We start from the raw sequence: 25,122 nt of genomic DNA, 5'->3' as shown, positions 1-25,122 counted from the left end.
TCCCGAAAAGTCGAGGGGCAGAGGCGACAATGATCCGTTCGGAACTCGTGCAGAAACTCTGCGGGGACTTCCCCGATCTCACCCAGCGCGAGATCGAGAATGTCGTCTCGGCGCTGTTCGATGCGATCACCGACCAGCTTTCCACCGGAGGTCGCGTCGAGCTGCGCGGTTTCGGCGCTTTTTCCACTCGCCAGCGCGATGCGCGCGTCGGCCGCAACCCGCGCACCGGCGCCAGCGTCGAGGTCGACGCCAAGCGCGTGCCCTATTTCAAGCCGGGCAAGGAAATGCGCGAGCGGCTCAACCTTCAGGAAGTGACGGCGGAATAGCCGTCCTCAGCTGCTGCGGACGTGGCGGAACCGGTAGACGCAGCGGACTTAAAATCCGCTTGCCGATAGGCAGTGCGGGTTCGAGTCCCGCCGTCCGCACCAGCGACCCGGGCCGTTTGCCCGTTCTGCCGCAAGCCTTCGGCGCGAGCAGGAAAGATTAACCATCTTGCTTCATGCTGCTCTCTCCAGTGGGGGGAGAAGAGGTTTGCGTGATCGGAATGGGCTCGTGCCGGCAGCGGGCATCGCGCTGGGCGCCGTGCTGCTGTTCCTGACGGCCAGCCTCGCCGCGAACCTCGTCGCGCTCCGCCAAGGCAAGCTGTTCCCGTTCAGCTGGTTCCTGTTCGACCCCGCCGACCGCTTCGCCGACTTTTTCAAGCTGTCGCTCTCCTATCCGGGGCCGGCGGTCCACGCGCCCGCGGCCTGGTGGCACGTCGACTGGCTGTTCGCGCGCTATTATCGCTGGCTCGACGTCTTCGCCGACAGCCCGTTCAACAACCGGCACGTGCCGCCGTTCGAGACGATGCTCGCGCTCGGCCAGCGCGCGCTGCTGACGCTGGCCGACCCGATGCTCGTGTTCAGCCTGCTGCTGGCGGGCTCCTTCGCGCTGCTGTGCACGGCGACGACCCGCTTCGTCCCGGCGACCGAGCGGGCGCGGATGATCTTCGTCACGCTGCTCGGCTACCCGGCGCTGTTCGCGATGGACCGGGGCCATATCTACTCGGTGCTGTGCGGGGCGCTGCTGATCGCCGCAGTCGCGCGCACGCTGGTCCGCGGCGAGGCCGACCGCTGGTCGATCCTGCTCTTCGCGGTCGCGCTGAACTTTCGGCCCAACGCGGTGCTCTTCCCGGGCGCGCTGTGGCTGGCGGGACGGATGCGCTTCCGCGAGCTGCTGTTCGCCGGGCTGGGCTCGGTCGCGCTGCTCGGGCTGAGCTTCGTCGTCGCCCACCATTTCTACCCGGTCTACACGCCCGCCAGCCTCGCCAAGGGTTTGGCAGACTATCGCGCCGCCTACATCGGTAGCGCCAACGGGCTGTTCTACGGTTCCTCGCTGTGGGGCGCGCTGCTGATGTTCGGGGTGCCCGACCCGCTCCGCACGCTGCTGCCGCTGCTGGTGGGCGGGGCGATCACGCTGGTCGCCGCGCTGCTCGCCCGGCTGGAAGTGGTGCGCGCGTCGAGCTTCCTGTTCCTGGTGACGAGCGCCTATGCGCTCTCGACGACCGTGTTTGCCGACTATCACCTCGTCATCTTCCTCCTCCCGCTGGTCTTCCTCGTTCGGGAGGAATCGGCGGGGCTGCCGCGGCGCGGCGAGCAGCTCGGCGTGCTGGTCGGCTCGGTCGCCATGCTGCTGCCCAAGAATTTCATGTTCATCCCGCTGGGCGAGGAGCGATTTCTGTCGACCCAGGTCATCATCAACCCGCTGCTGCTCGTCCAGTGCGCGTTGCTGGTCATGATCCTGGCAGCCGGGAGGCTTCGTCGCGAGCAGCTGCGCGATCTCGTCGGCAGCTTCCGCCGCCCCGTCGCAGGCGCGCTCCAACGAGCCTGAGCGGTCTTCGCTCCACTTCGGAGAAAATTAACACACATCAGCTAGGCCGTCGCTCGTGTCGCGTCCTTCTCGGTCCTTCCCGCTGCCTTTCTCCCGGCAACCGCTGCGCGGTGTGGCGGCCGCCAACCGCGACCTGCTGGTCCTCTCCATTACCATCAGCGCGGTGCTGGTCCTGATCTGGAACGGGAGCAGCTTCTTCCACCTGATCCTGTCCAACGTCGGGCAGCAATTCGGGCTGGGGGTCAAGCTGACGATGATTGCGCTGACGCTCAACGTCGCGCTGATCCTGTTCGGTTGGCGCCGCTACGTCGATCTCCAGCACGAGGCCGAGCTGCGCGCCGCCGGGGAGCGAAGAGCGGCGATCCTCGCGGTCACCGACCTTGTCACCGGTCTCGCCAACCGCAAGGGATTTGCCGATCGCAGCGAGGCGCTGTTCCACGCCGCCGCCGCCGCCAACCGCTCGGTGGTCATCCTCTCGCTCCAGCTTCACCGCTTCAAGGCGATCAGCGACCGTCACGGCTACGAGATCGGGGAGGGGCTGCTCCGCTCGATCGGCGCCGCGCTGCGTGAGCCGCTGCCGAGCGACGCCGTCGCGGCGCGGATCAGCGGCGACGAGTTCGCCGTCGCACTGACCCTCCCGGCCCGCGGCAAGAGCATCGCCGACGCGCTGGCCGAGGCGGTGCTCCGCTCGGTCACCCGGCCGTTCGAGCTCGACGAGCGGCTGGTTCAGGTCGGCGCCTATATCGGGCTCGCCGTTCAGGCGCCGCCGCTCGCCTCCGTCTCCGACCTGCTGCGCCGCGCCGACATCGCGCTCGACCGCGCCCGCGCCGGCCGTTCCGCCCGCCCGATCTGGTTCGACGCCGGCATGGAGCAGGCGCTGATCGCGCACAGCGAAATCGAGCAGGGCATCCGTTTCGGCATCGACCAGGGCCAGTTCGTGCCCTTCTTCGAACCGCAAGTCGATCTCGCGACCGGCGCGATAAAGGGGTTCGAGGTGCTGGCGCGGTGGGAGCATCCGACCCGCGGCCGAATCGGCCCCGACAGCTTCATCCCGGTCGCCGAGGAAATCGGCCTGATCGGTGCCCTGTCCGAGCAGGTGATCGGCCAGGCGCTGCGCGAGGCGGCGACCTGGGATCCGGCGATCAGCATCGCCGTCAACATCAGCCCGACCCAGCTCGCCGACTTCTGGCTGGCGCACAAGATCGTCCGCCTGCTCACCGAGACCGGCTTCCCGCCCGAGCGGCTGGTGATCGAGATCACCGAGAGCTCACTGTTCGCCGACCTCGAGCTCGCGCGGTCGATCGTCACCAGCCTCAAGAACCAGGGGATTAGGCTGGCGCTCGACGACTTTGGGACCGGCTTCTCCAGCCTCGCGCACCTTCGCTCGCTTCCGTTCGACGTGATCAAGATCGACCGCAGCTTCGTCCGCCAGTTGCAGCGCGACCGCGAGGCGGCGGCGATCGTGCGGGCCGTCGCCAACCTCGCCAACGCGATCGATGTCCCGATCACCGTCGAGGGGATCGAGGACGCCGCGACCCACGCCTCGGTGCTTGGGTTCGGCTGCCAGTTCGGCCAGGGCTGGTACTTCGGCAAGCCGATGGACGCCGAGGCGGCCGCCAACCTCCTCCAGTCGCGCCACGCCGCCCGCGTCGAGAGCAACGTCATTCCCATTGCGGGACAGGCTGGAGCCTGATTGCGCCCAGACCCGTTGATGCCGTGGTAAAAACGGCGTTAAGAATTGGGTATGCGAGTGACGACGTTACGGTTCAATCGGGTCAATCAGAGCATCTGGCGGCGGCGCATTCCCGTCCGCGGCTCCGCCTTCACGGCGGGTGCCAGCGCCGCCCGGGCCGCGACGGACACGCTCGCCGCCGACCTCAAGATGTTCGCCATGACCTTCGTCGCCGGCTTCCTTGGCGTCACCATCTTCTTCGCCTGAGCGCTCAGTCGCAGGCGAGGTGGAGCTTGTAGCCGAGCCAGGCGCTCACTAGGCACATCGCCGCGACCAGCACCAGCTGCCCGGTCGGGCCGACCCCGGCGCTGCTCAGCGCGAAGGCCAGCCCCGAACCGATCACCATCGCTCCTGAATTGACGATGTTGTTGGCCGCCACCGTGCGCGCCGTTTCCGCCTTGGGGACGGTTGTGGTGAGGAAGGCGTAGAGCGGGACCACGAACATGCCGCCGCTGATCGCCACCCCGAGCAGAGCGGCGATCATCAGCCCCGCGCTCGGATGGGAGAGGAAGTTGCCGAGCGTGGTGAGCTCCTGCGCATGCTTGCCCCACGCGAGCGCGATGAAGTGGAGCATTAGGACGAAGCCCCCCATCACGACGACGCTCGCCGGCGCGTAGCGGGCCGAGACCTCGCTCTTGAGCAGACGGTTGATCAGCACCGAGCCGATCGCGATCCCGATAGAGAAGATGGCGATGAAGAGGCTGGCGACCTGCTCGTCGGCGCCCAGCACATTCTTCACCAGCGGCGGAAAGATGATGATCAGCACTGCGCCGATCGCCCAGAAGAAGCTGATCGCGAGGATGGCGAGGAACAGCCGGCGGATGTGCATGGTCGCACTCACCAGCTGGATCGAGGCGCGGACGATATGCCAGTTGATCTGCATCCGCTCGGCCTGGGGCGGAGCAGGGGGGACCTGGCGGCCGGCGAGCAGGCCTAGGAACGCGAACCCAATCACGGCGATCGCCGCCACCTGCGAGCGGGCCGCGAGAACGCCGGCGAGGATCGTCCCGAACAGGATGGCGAGATAGGTTCCGGCCTCGACCAGCCCGGTGCCGCCGAGCACTTCGTCGCGCTCGAGGTGCTGGGGCAGGATCGCATATTTGATCGGGCCGAAGAAGGTCGAGTGGACGCCCATGGCGAACACCGCGGCGAGCATCAGTGGGATGCTGGCGAGCAGAATTCCGGCCGCCCCGACCAGCATGATGCCAATTTCCGCGGTCTTGATGATGCGGATCAGCTTGGCCTTGTCATGGTCGTCGGCGAGCTGCCCGGCGAGCGCGGAGAAGAGGAAGAAGGGGAGGATGAACAGGCCCTGCGCGATGGCGCTGAACTGGAACTCCTTCGTCGCGTCCGAATAGAGCTGATAGGTGACGAACAGCACGACCGCCTGCTTGAACAGGCTGTCGTTGAAGGCGCCGAGGGCCTGGGTCGCGAACAGCGGCACGAACCGCCGCGCGCGCATCAGGTGCAGACTGTTCTGGATCAAGGCGTTACGGCGCCGGAGTCACGTTTCACAGGGCCGGTCCATAGCCAGCTTTGCCGGCCACGCAAAATCTAAAGCGGCGAGTGGGCCCGCTGTGCCGGGATCTTGGCGGGTGCTGCCGCCGACCGCTCGAGCCGGGCGATCCGCTCGCTGAACACCGCGGCAACCTGGCGATGGTGGCGCCGTGCCTCCTCGCTCCGGGCCAGCTTCGCGGCGGCCCGCTCCCGTTGCTCGCAGCTCCTCAGGTAACTCAGCTCGAACGAGTCCATCGCCTCTCTCCTGAACGGCAATGATCCGGCAATTCGCTTGATCATGTCATAACCTGGATCAGGAAAACACCGTGAAAACGGTCAGTTGCGTTTCTTTTCGGCCTACCCTCGCGGGAAAGTGCATCGCGGTTCGAAACCGATCTTGCCGACCCCGCGTTGGCTGCGGGTAAGGAGTGTCGACACGTCCATGTGGTCCGATCTGCCCAGTTCGCCTGAGTCCGTCCGTGCCGTCGCCGCGGCTACGTCGGTGACGCTCGAGCAGCAGCGGCTGATCGACGCGATCGTCGCCAGCTCGGGCCCGGGTTCGCCGCTTATCGAGGCGCTGCTCGGACGGCCGGAACGACCGATCGCCGCCTGACATTGCATAAGCGCGCGGCCGCGCTATCCATCGGCGCCGATGCTGACGCTGCCGAACCTGCTGACCCTGTCGCGGATCCTGGCGGTACCGATCCTCGTCTTCCTGCTGTGGCGGCCCGCGCCGATCGATTATGCGATCACCTTCGTGCTCTACTGCGTGGTCGGGATCACCGACTATTTCGACGGCTATCTGGCCCGAGCGCAGGGACTGACCAGCCGGCTCGGCCAGTTTCTCGACCCGATCGCCGACAAGATCATGGTCGCGGCGGTGCTGATGATGCTGGTGTCGAGCCGCAAGGCGAACCCCGAGCCGGAGATCGCCGGGATGCACATCCTCGCCGCGCTGATCATCCTTCTGCGCGAGATCATCGTCTCGGGGCTGCGCGAGTATCTCGCCCCGCTGAACGTGTCGGTGCCGGTCAGCAAGCTGGCCAAGTGGAAGACCACCTTTCAGCTGGTAGCGCTGGGCGGGCTGATCCTCGGCGGGGCGTTCCCGAGCCAGTCGTGGGTTCACTGGACGGGACTCGGCTGCCTGTGGGCGGCGGCCCTGCTGACCCTCGTCACCGGGTGGGATTATCTGAGGACCGGCATCCGCCACATGGACTAGCCGAACAGGCTCCAACGCTCGCCCTGCGCATTCGGCTAATCGGAAATATCGACATCTCTGACCGACTTTAATCGTTTCCGTCGCTTGGCGACGCGCCGTAAGGCCGTCGCCGATCCGCTCGGAGAGGAAAGGCGAGAGACGATGGACGCGAAGACTGGCGAGATGGGCGGTTGCCCGATGGACAAGCCGAGTACGGTTCGGTCGCTGCTGGGACGGCAGAACAAGGACTGGTGGCCGGATCAGCTGCCGCTCGAGGTTCTCGGCCAGCATGGCGGCTCGCCCGACCCGATGGGCGAGGACTTCGATTATGCCGAGGCGTTCAACGCGCTCGACTACAATGCGTTGAAGGCCGACCTCAAGGCGCTGATGACCGACAGCCAGCCGTGGTGGCCGGCTGACTATGGCAACTACGGTCCCTTCTTCATCCGCATGGCCTGGCACGCCGCGGGCACCTATCGCACCGCTGATGGGCGGGGCGGCGCCAACAGCGGGCAGCAGCGCTTCGCCCCGCTCAACAGCTGGCCGGACAACGGCAACCTCGACAAGGCCCGCCGCTTGCTGTGGCCGATTAAGCAGAAGTACGGCAAGAACATCAGCTGGGCCGACCTGTTCATCCTCACCGGCAACGTCGCGATCGAGACCATGGGCGGCCCGGTGTTCGGCTTCGGCGGCGGGCGCCGCGACGTGTTCGAGCCCGAGCGCGACATCTACTGGGGCTCGGAGGAGCAGTTCGTCGGCCATCCCGACAACAAGACCCGCATCATGCCGGAGGAGGAGCTCGAACTCGAGCGGCCGCTCGCGGCGATCCAGATGGGCCTCATCTACGTCAATCCCGAAGGGCCGGGCGGCAACCCGGATGCCTTGCAGTCGGCGCGCGACATCAAGGAGACCTTCGAGCGCATGGCGATGAACCATGAGGAGACGGTCGCGCTCACCGCCGGCGGACACACCTTTGGCAAGGCGCACGGCGCGGGCGACGCGAGCCTCGTCGGCGATGCGCCGGAGGGGGCGGACATCTCGCTCCAGGGCCTCGGCTGGGCTAGCGGCCACGAAACTGGGATCGGCGAGCACACCATCACCAGCGGAATCGAGGGCGCCTGGGTCAACACGCCGACCGAGTGGTCCGAGAACTATTTCCGGCTGCTGCTCGACTATGAGTACGAGCTGGTGCGGAGCCCGGCAGGGGCCAAGCAGTGGCAGCCGGTCAACCAGAGGGAAGAGGACATGGCGCCGGCGGCGCACGACCCTTCCAAGAAGGTCCCGACGATGATGACCACCGCCGACATGGCACTTAAGGTCGATCCCGAGTTCCGGGCCATCTCGGAGAAGTTCCGCAACGACCATGAGGCGTTCAAGGATGCTTTCGCGCGGGCCTGGTTCAAGCTCACCCACCGCGACATGGGGCCCAAGGTCCGTTACCTCGGGCCGGAGGTGCCGGGCGAGGACCTGATTTGGCAGGACCCGGTGCCGGCCGGCAGCAAGCCGGCCGACGGCGACGTGTCCGGCTTCAAGGCGAAGATCCTCGATGCGGGGTTCAGCGTCGGGCAGCTGGTCAAGGCGGCTTGGTCCTCGGCCTCCACCTACCGCAAGTCGGACCATCGCGGCGGCGCCAACGGTGCGCGAATCCGCCTCGAGCCGCAGCGCGGCTGGGCGGTCAACGAGCCGGAGGAGCTGGGCCGGGTGCTGGCCAAGATCGACGAGCTGCGCGGCGGCCTGTCGATGGCGGACGCGATCGTGCTCGCCGGAACGGCGGCGGTAGAGAAGGCGGCGAAGGATGCCGGCTTCAGCGTCGACGTCCCGTTCACCGGCGGCCGCGGCGATGCCACCCAGGAGTGGACCGACGCCGAGAGCTTCGCGGTGATGGAGCCGCTCGCCGACGGCTTCCGCAACTATCTCAAGACCAAGCACAGCGTGAAGACCGAGGAGCTGCTGCTCGACAAGGCCTCGCTGCTGGGCCTGTCGGTCCCCGAGATGACGGTGCTGGTCGGCGGACTCCGCGTGCTCGGCGCCAACTACCAGGACCGGCCGGAGGGCGTGCTGACCAACCGCAAGGGCCAGCTCACCAACGACTTCTTCGTCAACCTGCTCGACAACGACACCTTCTGGAAGGTGGTCGACGAGAGCGGCGACGAGGAGTTCATCGGCTATGACCGCGGCGGCAACCAGGAGAAGTGGCGGGCGACCCGCACCGACCTCATCTTCGGGTCGAACAGCCAGCTGCGTGCCACCGCCGAAGTCTATGCCGAGCGCGGCAACGAGGAGAAGTTCGTCCGCGACTTCGTCAAGGTCTGGACCAAGGTGATGAACGCCGACCGCTTCGACCTGCTGCCGGCCGACGCCCAGTCGCGAGACGTCGCCGCCTAGGGCCTCGCGGCATCCCCTCCCTGTCGCCGCGGCGCGACGGGGAGGGGTGTCGCTTCGAGGCATCGCCGGAGGTCCCGGCATCCCGCTGTCAATTGACGGGAAACCACCCCGCTCCTACATCGCCGGCTCGGTAAAAACGCCGCCCGGACGCGGAGCCTGCGCGCTCGCCCCGACGCGGCCTTCGTTGGGAACATTCATGCTCGCCGCACTGGCCAAGAGTATCTTCGGATCGTCGAACGATCGCTATGTCCGCTCGCTGGGCAAGATCGTCGACTCCATCGCCAGCTTCGAGCCGAGCGTGTCGGCCCTTTCGGACGACGAACTGCGCGGTCAGACCGAGCGCTTCCGCGCGCGTCTCGACCAGGGCGAGAAGCTTGACGACCTGCTGCCCGAGGCGTTCGCCACCGTTCGCGAGGCGGCCAAGCGGGTGCTCGGCCAGCGCCACTACGACGTCCAGATGATCGGCGGCATCGCGCTCCATCGTGGCGAAATCGCCGAGATGCGCACCGGCGAGGGCAAGACGCTCGTCGCGACGCTCGCGACCTACCTCAACGCACTGCCCGGCACCGGCGTCCACGTCGTCACCGTCAACGACTATCTCGCCCGCCGCGACGCCGAGTGGATGGGGCAGGTCTACCGCTTCCTCGGACTGACCGTCGGAGTGATCGTCCCCAACCTCTCCGACCAGGAGCGGCGCGACGCCTACCACAGCGACATCACCTACGCGACGAACAACGAGCTCGGCTTCGACTATCTGCGCGACAACATGAAATACAGCCGCGATCAGATGGTCCAGCGCCCGTTCGCCTTCGCCATCGTCGACGAGGTGGACTCGATCCTCATCGACGAGGCCCGGACCCCACTGATCATCTCGGGGCCGACCGACGACAAGTCGGAGCTCTACGTCTCGGTCGACGGGATCGTGAAGACTTTCGTCGACACCGATTATGAGAAGGACGAGAAGCAGAAGAGCGTCGTCCTCACCGAGGACGGGACCGAGAAGGCGGAGCGGATGCTTGAGGCCGCCGGGCTGATCGAGGGCGCCAACCTCTACGACATCACCAACACGCAGGTCGTCCACCATTTGAACCAGGCGCTCAAGGCGAACGTCATGTTCAAGCGGGACATCGACTATATCGTCAAGGAGGGGAAGGTCGTCATCATCGACGAGTTCACCGGCCGGATGATGGACGGTCGGCGCTGGTCGGACGGGCTCCACCAGGCGGTGGAGGCGAAGGAGGGAGTCCAGATCGAGCCGGAGAACCAGACGCTCGCCTCGATCACCTTCCAGAATTATTTCCGCATGTATCCGAAGCTCTCGGGCATGACAGGCACCGCGCTGACTGAGGCGCCCGAGTTCTTCGACATCTACAAGATGAACGTCGTTTCGATCCCGACCCACGTCACCGTGCAGCGGATCGACGAGGACGACGAGTTCTACAAGAACATCACCGACAAGTTCGGCGCGATCGCCAAGGAGATCAAGAAGCGCCAGGACATGGGCCAGCCGGTGCTCGTCGGCACCGTCTCCATCGAGAAGTCCGAAATGCTCAGCGAGTATCTCCAGGCCGAGGGCATCCGCCACGCGGTGCTGAACGCCCGCTTCCACGAGAGCGAGGCGCACATCGTGGCGCAGGCCGGTCGGCTCGGCGCGGTGACCATCGCCACCAACATGGCCGGCCGCGGCACCGACATCCAGCTCGGCGGCAACCTCGAGTTCCGCGTCGGCGACGAGCTTCGCGACGTGCCCGAGGGGGCCGAGCGCGACGCCGCAATCGAGCGGATCCGGGGCGAGATCGCCGCCGAGAAGCAGCAGGTGCTCGCCGCCGGCGGCCTGTTCGTGCTCGGCACCGAACGACACGAGTCGCGCCGCATCGACAACCAGCTGCGCGGCCGCTCGGGCCGCCAGGGCGACCCCGGCCTGTCGCGCTTCTATCTCAGCCTCGACGACGACCTGCTCCGCATCTTCGGCCCGCAGACGATGTTCGCGCGGCTGATGAACAAGCAGCTGGAGGACGGCGAGGCAATCGTCTCCCCCTGGATCTCCAAGGCGATCGAGACGGCGCAGCGCAAGGTCGAGGCGCGCAACTACGACATCCGCAAGCAGGTCGTCGAATTCGACGACGTGATGAACGACCAGCGCAAGGTCATCTACGAGCAGCGCGCCGACATCATGGACGCGGAGACCGTCTCCGACGTGGTCGAGGACATGCGGCTCGAGACGATCACCGGCCTCGTGAACGCCTTCTGCCCCGAGGGCACCTACCCCGAGCAGTGGAACGTCCCGGCGCTCAAGGAGAGCGTCGACGAGCTGCTTAATCTCCAGCCCCCGATCGACGACTGGATGCACGAGGAAGCGGTCGAGCAGGAGCTGCTGGTTGAGCGGCTGACCCAGCTGTCCGACGCCGACATGGCCGAGAAGACCAAGGAGCTCGAGCCCGACCGCTGGATCGAGGTGGAGAAGTCGGTCCTGCTCCAGACGCTCGACCATTTCTGGAAGGAGCATCTCTCGACGCTCGACGCGCTGCGCACGGTCATCCACCTCCGCAGCTACGCCCAGAAGAAGCCGATCGACGAATATAAGCAGGAGGCCTTCCTGCTGTTCGAGCGGCTGCTGGTATCGATCCGCGAGGACGTCACCCGCGTTCTGAGCCGCGCGCAGGTGAGCTTCGAGCCGCCGCCGCTGCAGAATTTCCAGCTGCCGGACTTCATCACCAGCCACATCGACCCGCTGTCGGGCGATGACAACACGGCCGACATCGATGCCGCCACCGGCAACATCCTGTCGACCATGCCGCTGCTCAACATTCCGCAGCCGGCGATGCCGGCCGAGGCGCTGGAGAATGGCGCGGCTGAGGGTGGGGCAATGGCCGAACCGATCAGCCGCAACGCGCCCTGTCCGTGCGGGTCGGGCAAGAAGTTCAAGCATTGCCACGGCCAGCTGGCCTGACCGACTCTGTTTGCCGTCACCCCCGCGAAGGCGGGGGTCCAGCTGCCTCGTATATGACCCTTGGTAGAGCTGGATCCCCGCTTTCGCGGGGATGACGATCTCGTGTAACCCTCAGGAATGGCTAGCATGACCATCGATCGCACCGCCGTCCGTCGCGCCTATCGCGCGGACGAGGAGAGCCTCGTCGCCGAACGGCTGACCGAGGCTAGGCTCCCCGCGGGCAAGCATGGCGAGGCGTCCGCGGTGGCTCGCACCCTGGTGTCGAAGGTTCGCAGCCACAAGCCGGCCGGGCTCGACGCCTTCATGCACGCTTATGATCTCGGCTCTGACGAGGGCATTGCCCTCATGTGCCTCGCCGAGGCGCTGCTCCGGATCCCCGACGCCCACACCGCCGATGAGCTGATCCGCGACAAGCTGGCGGGGCCCGACTGGTCGGAGAAGCTGGGCGACAGCCACTCGCCCTTCGTCAACGCCGCGACCTTCTCGCTGCTGCTGACCGGCAAGGTGCTCGACGGCGCGCAGGACCGCTCGGCCAATTGGCGCGCCGCGCTCAATCGCGCGGTCGGCCGCCTCGGCGAGCCGGTGATCCGCACCGCGGTTGGGCAGGCGATGAAGATCCTCGGCGGCCAGTTCGTCTACGGCCGCACGATCGACGAGGCGCTCGAGCGCGCCGCGCCGGAGCGGAAGAAGGGGCTCAGCCACAGCTTCGACATGCTCGGCGAGGCGGCCCGCACCTTCGAGGACGCGGAGCGCTACGCCGTGAGCTACCGCAGCGCGCTCGCCCGCATCGCCCGCGAGGCCAAGGGCGGCATGGTCATGTCGCCCGGCATCTCGGTGAAGCTCTCTGCGCTTCACCCGCGCTACGACTTCCTCCGCGCCGACGAGGCCAAGGCGCACATACTTCCCATCCTGCTCGACCTTGCCCGGACCGCCAGCGCGGCCGACATCCACCTCACCATCGACGCCGAGGAGGCCGATCGGCTCGAGCTGCAGATGGACATGCTCGAAGCGATGGTCCGCGAGGACGCGCTGTTCGCCAACGGCTGGGCGGGGCTCGGGATCGCGCTCCAGGCCTATCAGAAGCGCGCCGTTCCACTGGTCGACTGGGTCATCGATCTCGCCCGCACCCACGGCCGCAAGCTGATGGTCCGGCTGGTCAAGGGCGCCTACTGGGACAGCGAAGTGAAGATGGCGCAGGTCGCCGGACTCGAGGACTACCCCGTCTTCACCCGCAAGGTTGCGACCGACGTCTCATACCTTGCCTGCGCCAAGCGGATGCTGGCTGCCAGCGACTGCCTCTATCCCGCCTTCGCCACGCACAACGCCAACACCATCGGTGCGATCAAGGCGATGGCCGGGCACAACAGCCATTTCGAGTTCCAGCGCCTACACGGCATGGGCGAGGGGCTCTACGCCGGGCTCGCCGAGCATGAGCGCGCGATGGGCGAGCCGCAGACCCCCGTGCGCATCTATGCGCCGGTCGGCAGCCACAAGGACCTGCTCGCCTACCTCGTGCGCCGCCTGCTCGAGAACGGCGCCAATTCGAGCTTCGTCAATCGCATCGCCGACGAGGACGTGCCGCTCGACGATCTCGTCCGCGATCCGGTCGCGCAGCTCGACGCCATGACGCCGCGGCGCAACCCCGCGATCCCGCTACCCGGCGAGATGTTCGGGACCACGCGCCGCAACAGCAGCGGCTGCGACCTGTCCGACCCGCTCGTCCGCGAGCCGCTGATGCGCCGCCTCGCCGACCTCAGCCAGCGGCGCTGGACCGCCGAGCCTACGCTCGGTCAGGCGGCGGCTGGAGAGGCGATCCGCTCGCCGACGGACCGCTCGATCACCATCGGCGAGGTCCGCAACGCCACGGTCGACGGTCTCGACGCCGCCGCCCGCGCTGCAGACCAAGCGCAGCCCGCCTGGGATGCGCTCGGCGGGGAGGCGCGGGGGCGCCTGCTCGACCGCACGGCCGACCTGTTCGAGGACCATCGCGAGGAATTCTACAGCCTGTGCGTGCGCGAGGCCGGCAAGACCTTGGTCGACGCGGTGCTCGAGGTGCGCGAGGCAGTCGACTTCCTCCGCTACTATGCCGGCGAGGCGCGCCGCCAGTTCACCCGCGGCACCGTGCTGCCCGGGCCGACCGGCGAGCGCAACGTGCTGAAGCTCCATGGCCGCGGGGTGTTCGCCTGCATCTCGCCCTGGAACTTCCCGCTCGCTATCTTCACGGGACCGGTTGCCGCCGCGCTCGCGGCCGGCAATGCCACGCTGGCCAAGCCGGCCGAGCAGACTCCGCTGATCGGCGCGCTGGCGGTCCGCCTGATGCACGAAGCCGGCATCCCGCGCGAGGTCGTCCAGCTGGTGCCCGGCGACGGCAAGGTCGGCGCCGCGCTGGTCGCCCATCCGGCGATCGCCGGCGTGGCGTTCACCGGCTCGACCGCGACCGCCAAGGCAATCAACCGCACGCTGGCGGAGCGCGACGGCGCGATCGTCCCGCTAATCGCCGAGACCGGAGGCCAGAACGCGATGATCGTCGACAGCTCGGCACTGCCCGAGCAGGTCACCCGCGACGTCGTCGCCTCGGCCTTCCAGTCGGCCGGACAGCGCTGCTCGGCCCTCCGCGTGCTGTTCGTTCAGGAAGACGTCGCCGATGGCATGACCCGGATGATCGGCGGCGCGATGGAGGCGCTTCGCATCGGCGACCCCGCCGACCTCCGCACCGACGTCGGACCGGTGATCGACGAGGAGGCGAGGGGATCGCTCGACGCGCACCTCGCATGGCTCGACGGCAATGCCCGCAAGCTGATTCGGATGACGCTGCCGGAGGAGGCCGCGAAGGGCAGCTTCGTGCCTCCCGCCATGTACGAGATCCGCTCGCTAAGCGACTTGTCCGCCGAGAATTTCGGCCCGATCCTCCACGTCATCCGATTTCCCGCGGGCGGGCTCGACACGGTGGTGGACCAGGTGAACGCGACCGGCTTTGGCCTGACGTTGGGCCTCCAGAGCCGGATTGACACGGTCCGCGATCAGGTCGAGCGGCGGGCCCGCGTCGGCAACCTCTACGTCAACCGTAACCAGATCGGCGCGGTGGTGGAAAGCCAGCCGTTCGGCGGAGAAGGGCTCAGTGGCACCGGTCCCAAGGCCGGCGGCCCCCATTATGTCGCGCGCTTCGCGACCGAGCGCGTCACCTGCATCGATACGACGGCGGCCGGCGGCAACGCGACGCTGATGGCGGAGATCGACTAGGCATTAGTCGAGATTGCCGGGCCTCTCACAAGGCCTCGATCTGGCGGTGGAAACTCTCGCAAGCGTTTCTCGTAGAGCCACGATCAATCGTGGCAGCTGATCGCGACAGGCTGCGAGGGGGCGGCGCGACTGCTGGGTTCATATCCACTATCCGCGGCCGGTGGGCCGAAGCACAGCATGGCCGAGCTTAGTCGGCAGCAATCTGGACGATGGTGGAAAAAGTGGCTCCCCGAGTTGGATTCGAACCAACGACCAAGTGATTAACAGTCACCTACTCTACCGCTGAGCTATCGGGGAACAGCGTGTCTTTCGAACGAGCGCGCCTATGGCCTAGCGGATTTGCCTTGGCAAGACCTCACGTGGCGAATTGCTCCATCGCGATCCGCTCGTCGAGCGCGTGCTCGGGGTCGAACAACAGGGTCAGCGAGGCGCTTCGGTCGAGGCTGACCTCGACGGTGGCGACGTCGCGCACCTCGAACTGGTCGGCGACCGCCGAGACGCTGCGCTGCCCGGCGTCGAGCACCCGGAAGTGGATCCGCGTGTCGTCGGGCAGGATCGCGCCCGACCAGCGGCGGGGACGGAACGGGCTGATCGGGGTGAGCGCTAGCATCCGCGCCTGCAGCGGCAGGATCGGTCCATGCGCGGAGAGGTTGTAGGCGGTCGAGCCCGCCGGCGTCGCCACCAGGACGCCGTCCGCCACCAGCTCGGGCAGCGCGACGCGGCCGTTGACGCTGACCTCGATCTTGGCGGTGTTGCGGGTCTCGCGGAGTAGCGAGACCTCGTTGATCGCGGCATGGCTGTGCGTGTTCCCGTCGACGCAGGTAGCCTTCATGATCAATGGCGCGACGTGGATCGGCTTGGCCCCGGCGATCCGCTCGGCGAGCCGGTCCATCCGCCATTCGTTCATCAGGAAGCCGACCGTTCCGCGGTTCATTCCGAACACCGGCCGAGGGTGGCCGAGATCGAGCATGTCGTGGAGCGTGTGCAGCATGAAGCCGTCGCCGCCGAGCGCGACCAGCGTCTCCGCCTCGGCCGCGTCCGCCCAATGATAGCGGCGGCGGAGCAGCTCCTCCGCGGCGCGCGCCGCTTCGGTGTAGGAGGAAACCAGCCCGACCCCCAGCCGCGCGAGGTCGCGGTCGGCCGTCATGGTCGGCGCAGCCCCCTGGATCGTCACGCGCGGCTCCTTTCGCCCGGCATCTTAGGCCAAGGGGACGAACGAGACCACTGTCCCGTTCCGGAGCAACGCCGAATGCGCCGCAGACGACACCGGAGCGGCTCTTCTAGGAGGTCCCCATGTTCGCGTGGAAGAGGCAGTGGCGGAAGGACCGGGAGTCCGACCGAACCGTGACGACCGTCGAGGTGAGAGGGCCCGACGCGGCGCTCGCGCGTGCCATCGCGGCGGACGAGATCACCATCCTCTTTCAGCCGCAGATCGTCCCCGCCACCGGCCGCATCGTCGCCGTGGAGGCGCTCGCGCGGTGGGCCGGGGAGCCGCGGCCCGAGCAGCTGTTCGCGCGCGCCGAGCGCGCCGGGCTGGCCGAGCGGCTGTCGCGCCACATCCAGCGCAAAGCGATCCAGACGGTGGCCGGCTGGGCCGGGCCGATGGCGGAGCTGCGCCTTTCGCTCAACCTCCTGCCGCAGGACGTGGCCCGGCCGGGGTTCGAGCGCTGGCTGCTGGCGCAGCTCGGCGAGGCGGAGCTGCCGCCCGCCCGGCTGACGATGGAGATCACCGAGGGAAGCCTGGTCGATGACCGGATCGCCGCGTCGGCCCGTCTCGCGCAGCTACGCGCCGCCGGGGTGCGGATTGCGATCGACGACTTCGGGACGGGCTATTCCAGCCTCGCCTATCTCAGCTCGCTTCCACTCGACACGATTAAGATCGACCGCGGGCTGATCCGCGACATTGTCGGCGGCAGCCGTGACCGGATCGTGGTCAAAGCGATGATCCGTCTCGCGCGCGAACTCAATCTGAGTGTCGTCGTGGAAGGCGTTGAAAGCGAAGCGCAACTCGGCCTGCTTGCCGAGTGGGGCTGCGATCTTTACCAGGGCTTCCTAGGCGCCGTCCCGCTGAGCGAAGAGGAACTGCTCTTCTTCATCGAGGCCGGCCGGGCCGAAGCGGCCTGCGCCGCCTAGCCCCGGCCGCGCCCGTCAGTTGCGGAAGCCGGCCCGCTCGTCCGTCGTCGAGTAGGGCTGTTCCTGGATCGAGGTGTCGACCCCGATCAGCTTGTAGGCCGGGCAGCGCGCAAGCAGCCCGGTGACCAGCAGCACGGCCGCGACCAGCCCGGTGAGGAGCGCTGCGGTGCCGGTGATCGGGACGAGGTAGATGAGCGCGGCGAGCACTAGCGCGACGACGACCCGCACCAGGCGGTCTTCCGGTCCGACATTCTTGAGCATGGCATCTTCCCCTTGCCGAGGCACGGTCGCAACCGCGCCGCCAAACGCCACTGAGTCGCTTATCGGGCAAAGCGGCAGCGGCCGCAAGATTTGACGGCTTTCGGCCGCTGCCAGCTCAGCGTGACGGCGGAACGATGTGCATCTCGCCGAGCCAGGCGAGCAGCAGCGACGGCCAGCGACCGACCGGCTCGCCCGCCTTGCGAAGGGCGAAGGCATGGCCACCGTGCGCGAAGAGATGAACCTCGCTCGGCACGCCAGCGGCATCGAGCGCGCGCGCGTACATGGTGCTGTTGCAGATCTCGTCGACGGGGTCGTCCCACGCCTGGACGAGGAAGGTCGGCGGCGCGGTCTTGCCGACGTGGATCGACGGGTCGAACTTCCCACCCTCCCGGCAGAGGTGGCCCGGGTAGAGCGCGATGGCGAAGTCGGGACGGCTGCTGACCCGGTCGATCGCGTCGACGGGACGATAGGAGGGCGCGAAAATGTTGCTGGTCTGCGCGACGAGGTAGCCGCCCGCCGAGAACCCCATCACGCCGATTCGCTTGGGGTCGACGCCGAGCGCGGCCGCGCGCGACCTGACCAGCCGGATCGTCCTCTGCGCATCTTGCAGTGCGCGCGGGACGGGCGGGCTGACGTGGCAGTTGCAGGCCGCGTTCCAGTAGTGATTCGTTCCCGGCACCCGGTACTTGGACAGGATGCAGGTCATGCCGTGCGCAGTCACCCAGTCGCAGATCTCGGTGCCTTCGAGCGTGACCACCACTGCCTGGAACCCGCCGCCGGGGAACACCACGATGGCTGCCCCGCTGTTTCGCCCCTTGGGCGGGTAGACGGTCATGGTCGGGTCGCGCACGTCCCACGCGGCTTCCGAGCGGTGGCCGAGGGTCGCGGTGGTGTCGTTGACTTCGACCGTCTCGGGAGGTTGCTTCCAGTCCGCCATGTCGGGTGCGCCGTGCGGCCAGATCGGCACCTGGACCAGCCCCGTCGCGGGGCGCCACGGGCCGGGTACGCGGGGGTTCTCCGCCCGTAGCGGGCCTGGGCACAGGAGACCGAACGCCAGCGCAAGCACCACCATCAACGAACGCAACGCCACCTCCCCGGCTCGAGCCCGCCGGCAGTGAGCGTCAGCGAGGTGCGGAAGTAAAGACTCTCAGGCCGGCTCGAGCACCTTGGCCTTCTCGCCCGCCGCGACCACCCGAGCGAGGCCGCGCGAAATCTGCAGAGCGCCGTCGAGGCGGCTCTTGGCATTGCCCCAGTCGCGGCTGACAACCAGCTTCTGGTCGGGACGCAGCTTGGCCGCGCCCTTCAGCCGATCGACATAGCCGAGCAGCCCCGGCACGTCCGGGAACCCGGACGGCGCGAAGGTCACCACCGCGCCCTTGGCGCCGACGTCGAGCTTGGCAATGCAAGCCTTGCGACAGTTGATCTTGGTCTCGACGATCGAGAGCAGGTTCTCGGTGTCGCCCGGCAGCGGCCCGAAGCGGTCGATCAGCTCGGCGGCGAATTCCTCCACCTGCTGACGATCCTCGAGCTCGCCAAGACGGCGATAGAGGCCCATGCGCAGGTCGAGGTCGGGGACATAGGCTTCCGGGATCATCACCGGCGCCTCCACATTGATCTGCGGCGAGAACTCTTCCTTCGGCGTGTCGGCGTGGCCGCTCTTCACCGCTAGGATCGCCTCCTCCAGCATTGACTGGTAGAGCTCGAACCCGACCTCCTTGATGTGCCCCGACTGCTCGTCGCCGAGCAGATTGCCCGCGCCGCGGATGTCGAGGTCGTGGCTGGCAAGCTGGAACCCGGCGCCGAGACTGTCGAGGTTGGCGAGCACCTGAAGCCGCTTTTCGGCGGTCTCGGTGATCTGCCGGTCGGGCGGGGTCGTCAGATAGGCGTAAGCGCGCGTCTTCGACCGGCCGACCCGCCCGCGCAGCTGGTAGAGCTGGGCGAGGCCGAAGCGGTCGGCACGGTGGACCACCAGCGTGTTGGCGCTGGGGATGTCGAGCCCGCTCTCGACGATGGTGGTCGAGAGGAGCACGTCGTACTTTCGGTCGTAGAAGGCGCTCATCCGCTCTTCGACCTCGCCCGCAGCCATCTGCCCGTGCGCGGCGATCGCCTTCACTTCGGGCACTTCCTCGCGCAGCCATTCCTCGATGTCCGGCAGGTCGGCGACGCGGGGCACGACGAAATAGCTCTGGCCGCCGCGATAATGTTCGCGCAGCAGCGCCTCGCGGACGACGATCGGGTCCCACGGGGTGACGTATGTGCGGACCGCCAGCCGGTCGACCGGCGGGGTCTGGATCACCGACAGTTCGCGTAACCCGCTCATCGCCATCTGCAGCGTGCGGGGGATCGGCGTAGCGGTCAGCGTCAGGACGTGGACGTCGTTCTTGAGCGCCTTCAGCCGCTCCTTGTGGGTGACCCCGAAGCGCTGCTCCTCGTCGACGATGACCAGGCCCAGCTTGCGGAACTTGATCCCCTTGGCGAGGATCGCGTGGGTGCCGATCAGGATATCGACCTTGCCGGCCTCGAGAAGATCCTTGGTCTTTTTCGCCTCAGTCGACGAGACGAGCCTCGACAGCCGCCCAACTTCGATCGGGAAGCCTTTGAAACGCTCGACGAAATTGGCGTAGTGCTGGCGCGCTAGCAGGGTCGTCGGGCAGACCAGCGCGACCTGGTAGCCGGCCATCGCGGCGACGAACGCGGCGCGCAGCGCGACCTCGGTCTTGCCGAACCCGACGTCACCGCAGACCAGCCGGTCCATCGGCCGCCCGGCGCCGAGATCTTCGAGAACGTCGCCGATCGCCCGGTCCTGGTCTTCGGTTTCCTCATAGGGAAAGCGGTCGACGAAGGCGGGGTAGGTGCTGTCCGCCTCGGCGACGGCGCCCGCGCGGGTGGCGCGCAGCGCGGCGGTCTGAATGAGCTCGCCCGCGATCTCGCGAATCCGCTCCTTCATCCGCGCCTTGCGGCGCTGCCACGCCTCGCCGCCGAGCCGGTCGAGCTGCACGCCCTCATTCTCCGCGCCGTAGCGGGTCAGGACGTCGATGTTCTCGACCGGGACGTAGAGCTTGTTGCCGCCGGCATATTCGAGCGCCACGCAGTCGTGCGGCGCGTTGCCGACCTTGACCTGCGCCAGCCCTTCGTATCGGCCGATGCCATGGTCGGCATGGACGACGAGGTCGCCCGGAGTGAGCGTCGCCAGCTCCGACAGGAAGGCGTCCGCGCTCTTGCGCCGCTTGCGCCGCCGCACCAGCCGGTCGCCGAGCATGTCCTGCTCGGTCAGCACCGCGACGTCGGGCGTGGTGAAGCCATGTTCGAGCGGGAGGACGAGCAGCGCCGCGCTGTTGGCGACGCCGAGCGCCTCCTGCCAGCCGTCGACCGCGCGGAGGCTGGTCAGGCCATGATCCTTGAGCAGCCCCGCGAGCCGCTCGCGGGCGCCGCCGCTGTAGGAGGCAAGCACGATCTTGTGCTTGCCCTTCCGTAGCTTGGCGACATGCTCTGCAACGGCTTCGTAGACATTCTCGTTCTGCGCTCGCTCCGGCGCGAAGTCGCGTGCGGCGGTCACCCCGAAGTCGATCGTGCGCGGCCCCTCGGGCTCGGGGAAGGCGGAGGCGAGATGGATCGGCCGGTCGGCGACCGTCTGGTCCCATTCCTTCTTGGCGAAATAGAGCGCCTGCGGGGCGAGCGGCCGGTAGCTTCCCGGCTCGGCGACCATCGCCCGCTCGCGGTTCTGAAAATAGTCTTGGATGCTCTCGAAGCGGCTGGTCAGCGCGCCGTCGGTACCGCCGTCGCGGACGATCAGGTCGCCGTCGCCGAGATGGTCGAACAGGGTCGCCAGCTTCTCCTCGAACAATGGGAGCCAATGCTCCATGCCGGCCAGCCGACGCCCGTCAGAGATTGCCTGGTAGAGCGGGTCGCCGGTGGCGTTCGCCCCGAACGTCTCGCGGTAGCGGGCGCGGAATCGCTTGATGCTCTCCTCGTCGAGCAGCGCTTCGCTCGCCGGCATCAGGGTGAAGGCCTCGGCCGGCCCGGTCGTCCGCTGGTCGGCGGGGTCGAACCGCCGCATCGTCTCGACCTCGTCGCCGAAGAAGTCGAGCCGGACGCCCATGCTCTCGCCGGCCGGGAACAGGTCGACCAGCGAGCCGCGCACCGCATATTCGCCCGCGTCGTGGACGCTCTCGACCCGCTGGTAGCCGTTGGCGGTCAGCAGCTTCACCAGCTGGTCGCGGTCGATCCGCTCGCCGGGCGCGAGCCGGCGGGTGAGCTGGCGGATTCGGAAGGGTGTCAGCAGCCGCTGCGTCGCGGCGTTGGCGGTCGCCACCAGCAGCTGCGGGCCCGTCCGCTTGGCCTGCAACTGGTGCAAAGCGGAAAGCCGCTCGGCCATGACGCGGAGCGTCGGCGAGCTGCGATCGTAGGGCAGGCAGTCCCACGCCGGAAAGCTCACCACCTCGATTTCCGGCGCGAACACCGGCGCCGTGTCCGCCAGCGCGCGCATCGCCTGCTCGTCGGGAACGATCACCACCGCACGACCGCCGCCGCCCGTCCCGTGCGCCGCGCGCGCAAGGTCCGCAGCGAGCCAGGGCAGGAAGCCGGTGGGCACGCCGGCGAGCGTCAGCGGCTCGCCGCTCTTGAGGATCTTGTCGAGGTTCAACGCGCCACCTTGAGGTAATCGAGCTTTTGCAGCGCCGTCATGGCGGCACCGGCGAAGCGTTCCGGCGGAACGGCGGTTCCGATCGCCCAGGCCATGATGTCGACGTCTTGCTCGTCGAGCAAAGCGGTGAACCAGGCGCGCTCCAGCTGGCTCCAGCGCGCCGCATGGGCGTCGAAGAAGCCGCCGATCATCATGTCCGCCTCGCGCGTGCCGCGATGGTGCGCGCGCCAGTGGAGGCGCCTCAGTTCCTCGTCGGGATGCATGCGGCACAGATAGGCACCGCAGGCTCGCTTGTCATCTCAGTGGCTCATCGCCTTTCCGCCATGATGCTGGCAGGTCACCCGCGGGTTGAACTGGGCGAACACCCCGTTCGGGTTGGATCGGTAGAGCCAGACGTGCCGGTCGAAGTGCGGCTGGAAATTGTGCGCTTCGTCGAGCGCCGTCTTGGGGTCGTCCTCCATGTCGTCGTAGCCGAGGCCATGGAAGGTCGGCGGGGACGGGTGCGCGGCCAGCCAGCTTTTCTTGAAGACCAGGTTCTCGACCGCGACCAGCTGCATCGAGCCGTCCGCCTGCGGCTCGTAGATGAGGATTCCGGGCTTCAGGAAGTCGGTGTGGGTGCCATCGCCGTCGACCCGCGGGTCGGGCGGCCGCTTGATCCCCAGGAGGTCGGGCCGGAAATAATGAACCCCCATCGCACCGAGGCTGTCGGGGCGCCCCATCATCGCCGCCGTCTCGCAGACGTTGGCCGGATCGCGGACATAGCCGTCCTTCAATGCGACGCTGACATCGCGGTAACGCTCGCTCGCCGCCTTGACCTGCTCCAGGCTGGGTTCTCCGCCAGCGGCTCCGACCGGATCCGCTGACATCACCGATAATGCTGCAAATGCAATCTGTTGTAACATGGCGCTCACTCCTCGTTAAAGGAGCGAAACCCGGGCACATGGGGCAACGCCGCTCCCGCCGCTGCAAGCTTATGACACTTGCCGAGTCGCGGCAAAGCGGCGAGCCTGACAAGCGCCGCGTGGCGCGCTAGGCAGGCGGCCCGATGCGCCCCGACCTGCTCAATCCCCTGTTCACCGAGGTCGAAGCGCTGAAGGGCGTCGGCCCGCAGGTTGCCAAGACGCTGCACCGGCTCGACCTGCGCCGGACGGTCGACCTCCTGTTCCACCTTCCGAGCGGGGTGATCGAGCGGATCCGCGCACCCGCTGCCAGCCCGGCGCTGCTCGGCCGCATCGTCCTGCTCGAGGTCACGCCGTTCCAGCATCGCTCGGGTGTCGGCCGCGCGCCATTCCGGGTGTCCGCCCGCGATACCGACGGCAACACCATCACGCTCGTCTATTTCAACAATCCCGGCTGGGGAAAGAAGAGCCTGCCGCTCGACGAGCGCAAGCTCATCGCCGGCAAGCTCGAGGCGTGGGGCGAGGAGTGGCAGATGATCCACCCCGAGGTGCTCGATGCCGCGAGGGCTGCCGACTTGCCGCTGCGCGAGCCGGTCTATCCGCTCACCGAGGGGCTCACCAACCGCCGCCTCGCCGAGATGGTCAAGGCTGCGCTGGAACGCGCCCCCGAGCTGCCCGAGTGGATCGAGCCGAGCCTCGTGTCGCGCGAAGCGTGGCCCGAGTGGCGCCGGGCATTGGCCCTCATCCATTCCGATCCGCTCGCAACCGATGCCCGCAAGCGACTGGCTTACGATGAGATTTTTGCCAACCAGCTTGCCCTGCTGCTGCTCCGCCAGTCGAGCCGGCGCAAGCGTGGCGTGCCGCTCGCCGGAGACGGGCGGCTGACCGACCGGCTTCGATTGCCCTACAGCCTGACGGGCGCGCAGCGGCGCGTGTCGGAAGAGATCCGCGGCGACATGGCGCAGGCGACGCCGATGTTGCGGCTGCTGCAGGGCGACGTCGGGTCGGGCAAGACGCTGGTGGCCTTGCTTGCCATGCTCAACGCGGTCGAGGCCGGCGCGCAGGCCGCGCTGCTCGCGCCGACCGAGATCCTCGCCCGCCAGCACCATGCGACCCTGCTGCGCCAGCTCGACCCGATCGGGGTCCGCATCGCCATCCTGACCGGCCGCGAAAAGGGGCGGGCGCGTGACTCCGTGCTGATGGGGCTGGCGAGCGGCGAAATTGACATCCTCGTCGGCACCCACGCCATCTTCCAGGAGAAGGTCGCGTACCGGAACCTCGGCCTCGCGGTCATCGACGAGCAGCACCGCTTCGGGGTGTCGCAGCGGCTGCTCCTGTCGTCCAAGGCCGAGCGGCCGCCCCACCTGCTCGTGATGACCGCGACGCCGATCCCGCGCACGCTGACGCTCACCGTCTACGGCGAGATGGACGTCAGCCGGATCGACGAGATGCCGCCGGGCCGCCAACCGATCGAAACCCGCGTGGTCAGCGACGAGCGGCTGGGCGAGGTGATCGAGGGGCTCGGCCGGCACATTGCGGGCGGCGGACAGGCCTATTGGGTCTGCCCGCTGGTGGAGGAGAGCGAGACCTCGGACGCTGCCGCCGCCGAGGATCGCGCCACCATCCTCCGCCTCCGCTTCGGCGCGGACAAGGTCGGCCTCGTCCATGGCCGGATGAAGGGCCCGGACAAGGACGCCGTCATGGCGTCATTCGCCGCCGGCGAGCTGGCGGTGCTCGTCGCCACCACCGTGATCGAGGTCGGGGTCGACGTGCCCAATGCCACGCTGATGATCGTCGAGGGCGCCGAGCGCTTCGGCCTCGCCCAGCTCCACCAGTTGCGCGGCCGCGTCGGGCGCGGGGAGGGGAAGTCGGTCTGCCTGCTGGTCCGCGGCGGCCAGCTCAGCGAGACCGGACGCGCCCGGCTCGCCTTGATGCGCGAGACCAGCGACGGCTTCCGGATCGCCGAGGAAGATCTGAAGCTCCGCGGCCCGGGCGAGATCCTCGGCACTCGGCAGAGCGGGGAGGCGGCCTTCCGCCTCGCCGGTCCGGACGACGTCCAGGCCTTCGCCGAGCTCGCCCGCTCCGACGCCACCCTGCTCCTCGACCGCGATGGCGGGCTGGGATCGGCGCGCGGGCAGGCGGCGCGAGTCTGCCTCTACCTGTTCGAGCGCGACCAGGCGGTCGACCTGCTGCGCTCGGGCTGAGGATTCGGGCGCGACCACCGCTTGCCAATCTTGCACCGGCGCAGTTCCGTCTCATCTCGCCACTAGGTTCGGAACGCCACGGGAACAGAAGCCGGCCGCAGCGGGTTCTTCC

Annotated in this window: 19 protein-coding genes and 2 tRNA genes; 12 read left to right on the top strand and 9 right to left on the bottom strand. The window is 67.9% G+C overall.

From position 1 onward, the window contains the following. Window positions 1–29: 29 nt before the first annotated feature. From HMF7854_RS10570 to HMF7854_RS10550, 5 genes are all read left to right on the top strand, one after another. A complete protein-coding gene (locus HMF7854_RS10570) occupies window positions 30–326 on the top strand; it encodes an integration host factor subunit beta (RefSeq protein WP_126719057.1) in 297 nt (98 codons plus the stop codon). Between the two features lie 15 nt (window positions 327–341). Continuing rightward, window positions 342–428 (top strand) — tRNA-Leu (locus HMF7854_RS10565). Window positions 429–531: 103 nt separating this feature from the next. Continuing rightward, window positions 532–1,869 (top strand): hypothetical protein, encoded by a 1,338-nt coding sequence (locus HMF7854_RS10560; RefSeq protein WP_126719056.1) that lies wholly within the window; start codon window positions 532–534, stop codon window positions 1,867–1,869. Between the two features lie 112 nt (window positions 1,870–1,981). After that, complete coding sequence (locus HMF7854_RS10555; RefSeq protein ID WP_126719055.1) at window positions 1,982–3,562, top strand: putative bifunctional diguanylate cyclase/phosphodiesterase; 1,581 nt, start codon at window positions 1,982–1,984, stop codon at window positions 3,560–3,562. A gap of 57 nt (window positions 3,563–3,619) precedes the next feature. Further along, window positions 3,620–3,808, top strand: a complete 189-nt coding sequence (locus tag HMF7854_RS10550; RefSeq protein ID WP_126719054.1) for a hypothetical protein — start codon at window positions 3,620–3,622, stop codon at window positions 3,806–3,808. Between the two features lie 4 nt (window positions 3,809–3,812). On the opposite strand, the gene HMF7854_RS10545 is transcribed toward HMF7854_RS10550, so the two are convergent. Further along, complete coding sequence (locus HMF7854_RS10545; protein ID WP_126720176.1) at window positions 3,813–5,084, bottom strand: MFS transporter; 1,272 nt, start codon at window positions 5,082–5,084, stop codon at window positions 3,813–3,815. 71 nt (window positions 5,085–5,155) lie between these two features. After that, window positions 5,156–5,353: a hypothetical protein gene (locus tag HMF7854_RS10540; RefSeq protein WP_126719053.1), complete on the bottom strand. Its 198-nt coding sequence runs from the start codon at window positions 5,351–5,353 to the stop codon at window positions 5,156–5,158. Window positions 5,354–5,540: 187 nt separating this feature from the next. On the opposite strand from HMF7854_RS10540, the gene HMF7854_RS15805 reads away from it, so the two are divergent. The 5 genes from HMF7854_RS15805 (at window position 5,541) to putA (ending at window position 14,871) form a co-directional block, all read left to right on the top strand. After that, window positions 5,541–5,711 carry a hypothetical protein gene (locus HMF7854_RS15805; RefSeq protein WP_185829249.1) on the top strand — a complete coding sequence of 57 codons (171 nt, stop codon included), beginning with the start codon at window positions 5,541–5,543 and terminating at the stop codon, window positions 5,709–5,711. Between the two features lie 39 nt (window positions 5,712–5,750). Then, window positions 5,751–6,317 carry a CDP-diacylglycerol--glycerol-3-phosphate 3-phosphatidyltransferase gene (gene pgsA / locus HMF7854_RS10535; protein ID WP_126719052.1) on the top strand — a complete coding sequence of 189 codons (567 nt, stop codon included), beginning with the start codon at window positions 5,751–5,753 and terminating at the stop codon, window positions 6,315–6,317. A 141-nt stretch (window positions 6,318–6,458) separates the two neighbouring features. Next, window positions 6,459–8,681, top strand: coding sequence for a catalase/peroxidase HPI (gene katG, locus HMF7854_RS10530; RefSeq protein ID WP_126719051.1), 2,223 nt, complete (start codon window positions 6,459–6,461; stop codon window positions 8,679–8,681). A 196-nt stretch (window positions 8,682–8,877) separates the two neighbouring features. Beyond that, on the top strand, window positions 8,878–11,631 hold the full coding sequence (gene secA, locus HMF7854_RS10525) for a preprotein translocase subunit SecA (RefSeq protein ID WP_126719050.1): 2,754 nt from the start codon (window positions 8,878–8,880) through the stop codon (window positions 11,629–11,631). Window positions 11,632–11,757: 126 nt separating this feature from the next. Then, entirely contained in the window at window positions 11,758–14,871 is a 3,114-nt protein-coding gene (gene putA, locus HMF7854_RS10520) for a bifunctional proline dehydrogenase/L-glutamate gamma-semialdehyde dehydrogenase PutA (protein ID WP_239016936.1), read from the top strand. A 222-nt stretch (window positions 14,872–15,093) separates the two neighbouring features. On the opposite strand, the gene HMF7854_RS10515 is transcribed toward putA, so the two are convergent. Both HMF7854_RS10515 and HMF7854_RS10510 read right to left on the bottom strand, forming a co-directional pair. Beyond that, window positions 15,094–15,168: transfer RNA gene (locus tag HMF7854_RS10515), tRNA-Asn, on the bottom strand. A 58-nt stretch (window positions 15,169–15,226) separates the two neighbouring features. Next, entirely contained in the window at window positions 15,227–16,018 is a 792-nt protein-coding gene (locus tag HMF7854_RS10510; RefSeq protein WP_126720175.1) for an NAD kinase, read from the bottom strand. 146 nt (window positions 16,019–16,164) lie between these two features. Between HMF7854_RS10510 and HMF7854_RS10505 the strand changes: the two genes are divergently transcribed. Beyond that, window positions 16,165–17,004, top strand: coding sequence for an EAL domain-containing protein (locus HMF7854_RS10505; protein ID WP_126719048.1), 840 nt, complete (start codon window positions 16,165–16,167; stop codon window positions 17,002–17,004). A 15-nt stretch (window positions 17,005–17,019) separates the two neighbouring features. Here HMF7854_RS10505 and HMF7854_RS15800 read toward each other — a convergent pair whose 3' ends face one another. The 5 genes from HMF7854_RS15800 to HMF7854_RS10480 all read right to left on the bottom strand — a co-directional run bounded on the left by HMF7854_RS15800 (window position 17,020) and on the right by HMF7854_RS10480 (window position 22,773). After that, a complete protein-coding gene (locus HMF7854_RS15800; protein ID WP_185829248.1) occupies window positions 17,020–17,265 on the bottom strand; it encodes a YgaP family membrane protein in 246 nt (81 codons plus the stop codon). Window positions 17,266–17,380: 115 nt separating this feature from the next. After that, complete coding sequence (locus tag HMF7854_RS10495; protein ID WP_221766431.1) at window positions 17,381–18,349, bottom strand: alpha/beta hydrolase; 969 nt, start codon at window positions 18,347–18,349, stop codon at window positions 17,381–17,383. Between the two features lie 63 nt (window positions 18,350–18,412). Then, window positions 18,413–21,907, bottom strand: a complete 3,495-nt coding sequence (gene mfd / locus HMF7854_RS10490) for a transcription-repair coupling factor (protein WP_126719046.1) — start codon at window positions 21,905–21,907, stop codon at window positions 18,413–18,415. After that, window positions 21,904–22,170, bottom strand: coding sequence for an FAD assembly factor SdhE (locus HMF7854_RS10485; protein WP_126719045.1), 267 nt, complete (start codon window positions 22,168–22,170; stop codon window positions 21,904–21,906). Before HMF7854_RS10485 ends, mfd begins: the two co-directional genes overlap by 4 nt. 36 nt (window positions 22,171–22,206) lie before the next feature. Further along, entirely contained in the window at window positions 22,207–22,773 is a 567-nt protein-coding gene (locus HMF7854_RS10480; RefSeq protein WP_126719044.1) for a hypothetical protein, read from the bottom strand. Window positions 22,774–22,952: 179 nt separating this feature from the next. On the opposite strand from HMF7854_RS10480, the gene recG reads away from it, so the two are divergent. After that, window positions 22,953–25,010: an ATP-dependent DNA helicase RecG gene (gene recG / locus HMF7854_RS10475; protein WP_126719043.1), complete on the top strand. Its 2,058-nt coding sequence runs from the start codon at window positions 22,953–22,955 to the stop codon at window positions 25,008–25,010. The last annotated feature ends 112 nt before the right edge of the window (window positions 25,011–25,122 follow it).

Source organism: Sphingomonas ginkgonis, assembly GCF_003970925.1.
Taxonomy (GTDB): domain Bacteria; phylum Pseudomonadota; class Alphaproteobacteria; order Sphingomonadales; family Sphingomonadaceae; genus Sphingomicrobium; species Sphingomicrobium ginkgonis.
Note: the sequence above shows the minus strand (reverse complement) of the source record. Positions and strands in the feature narration are given on the sequence as shown.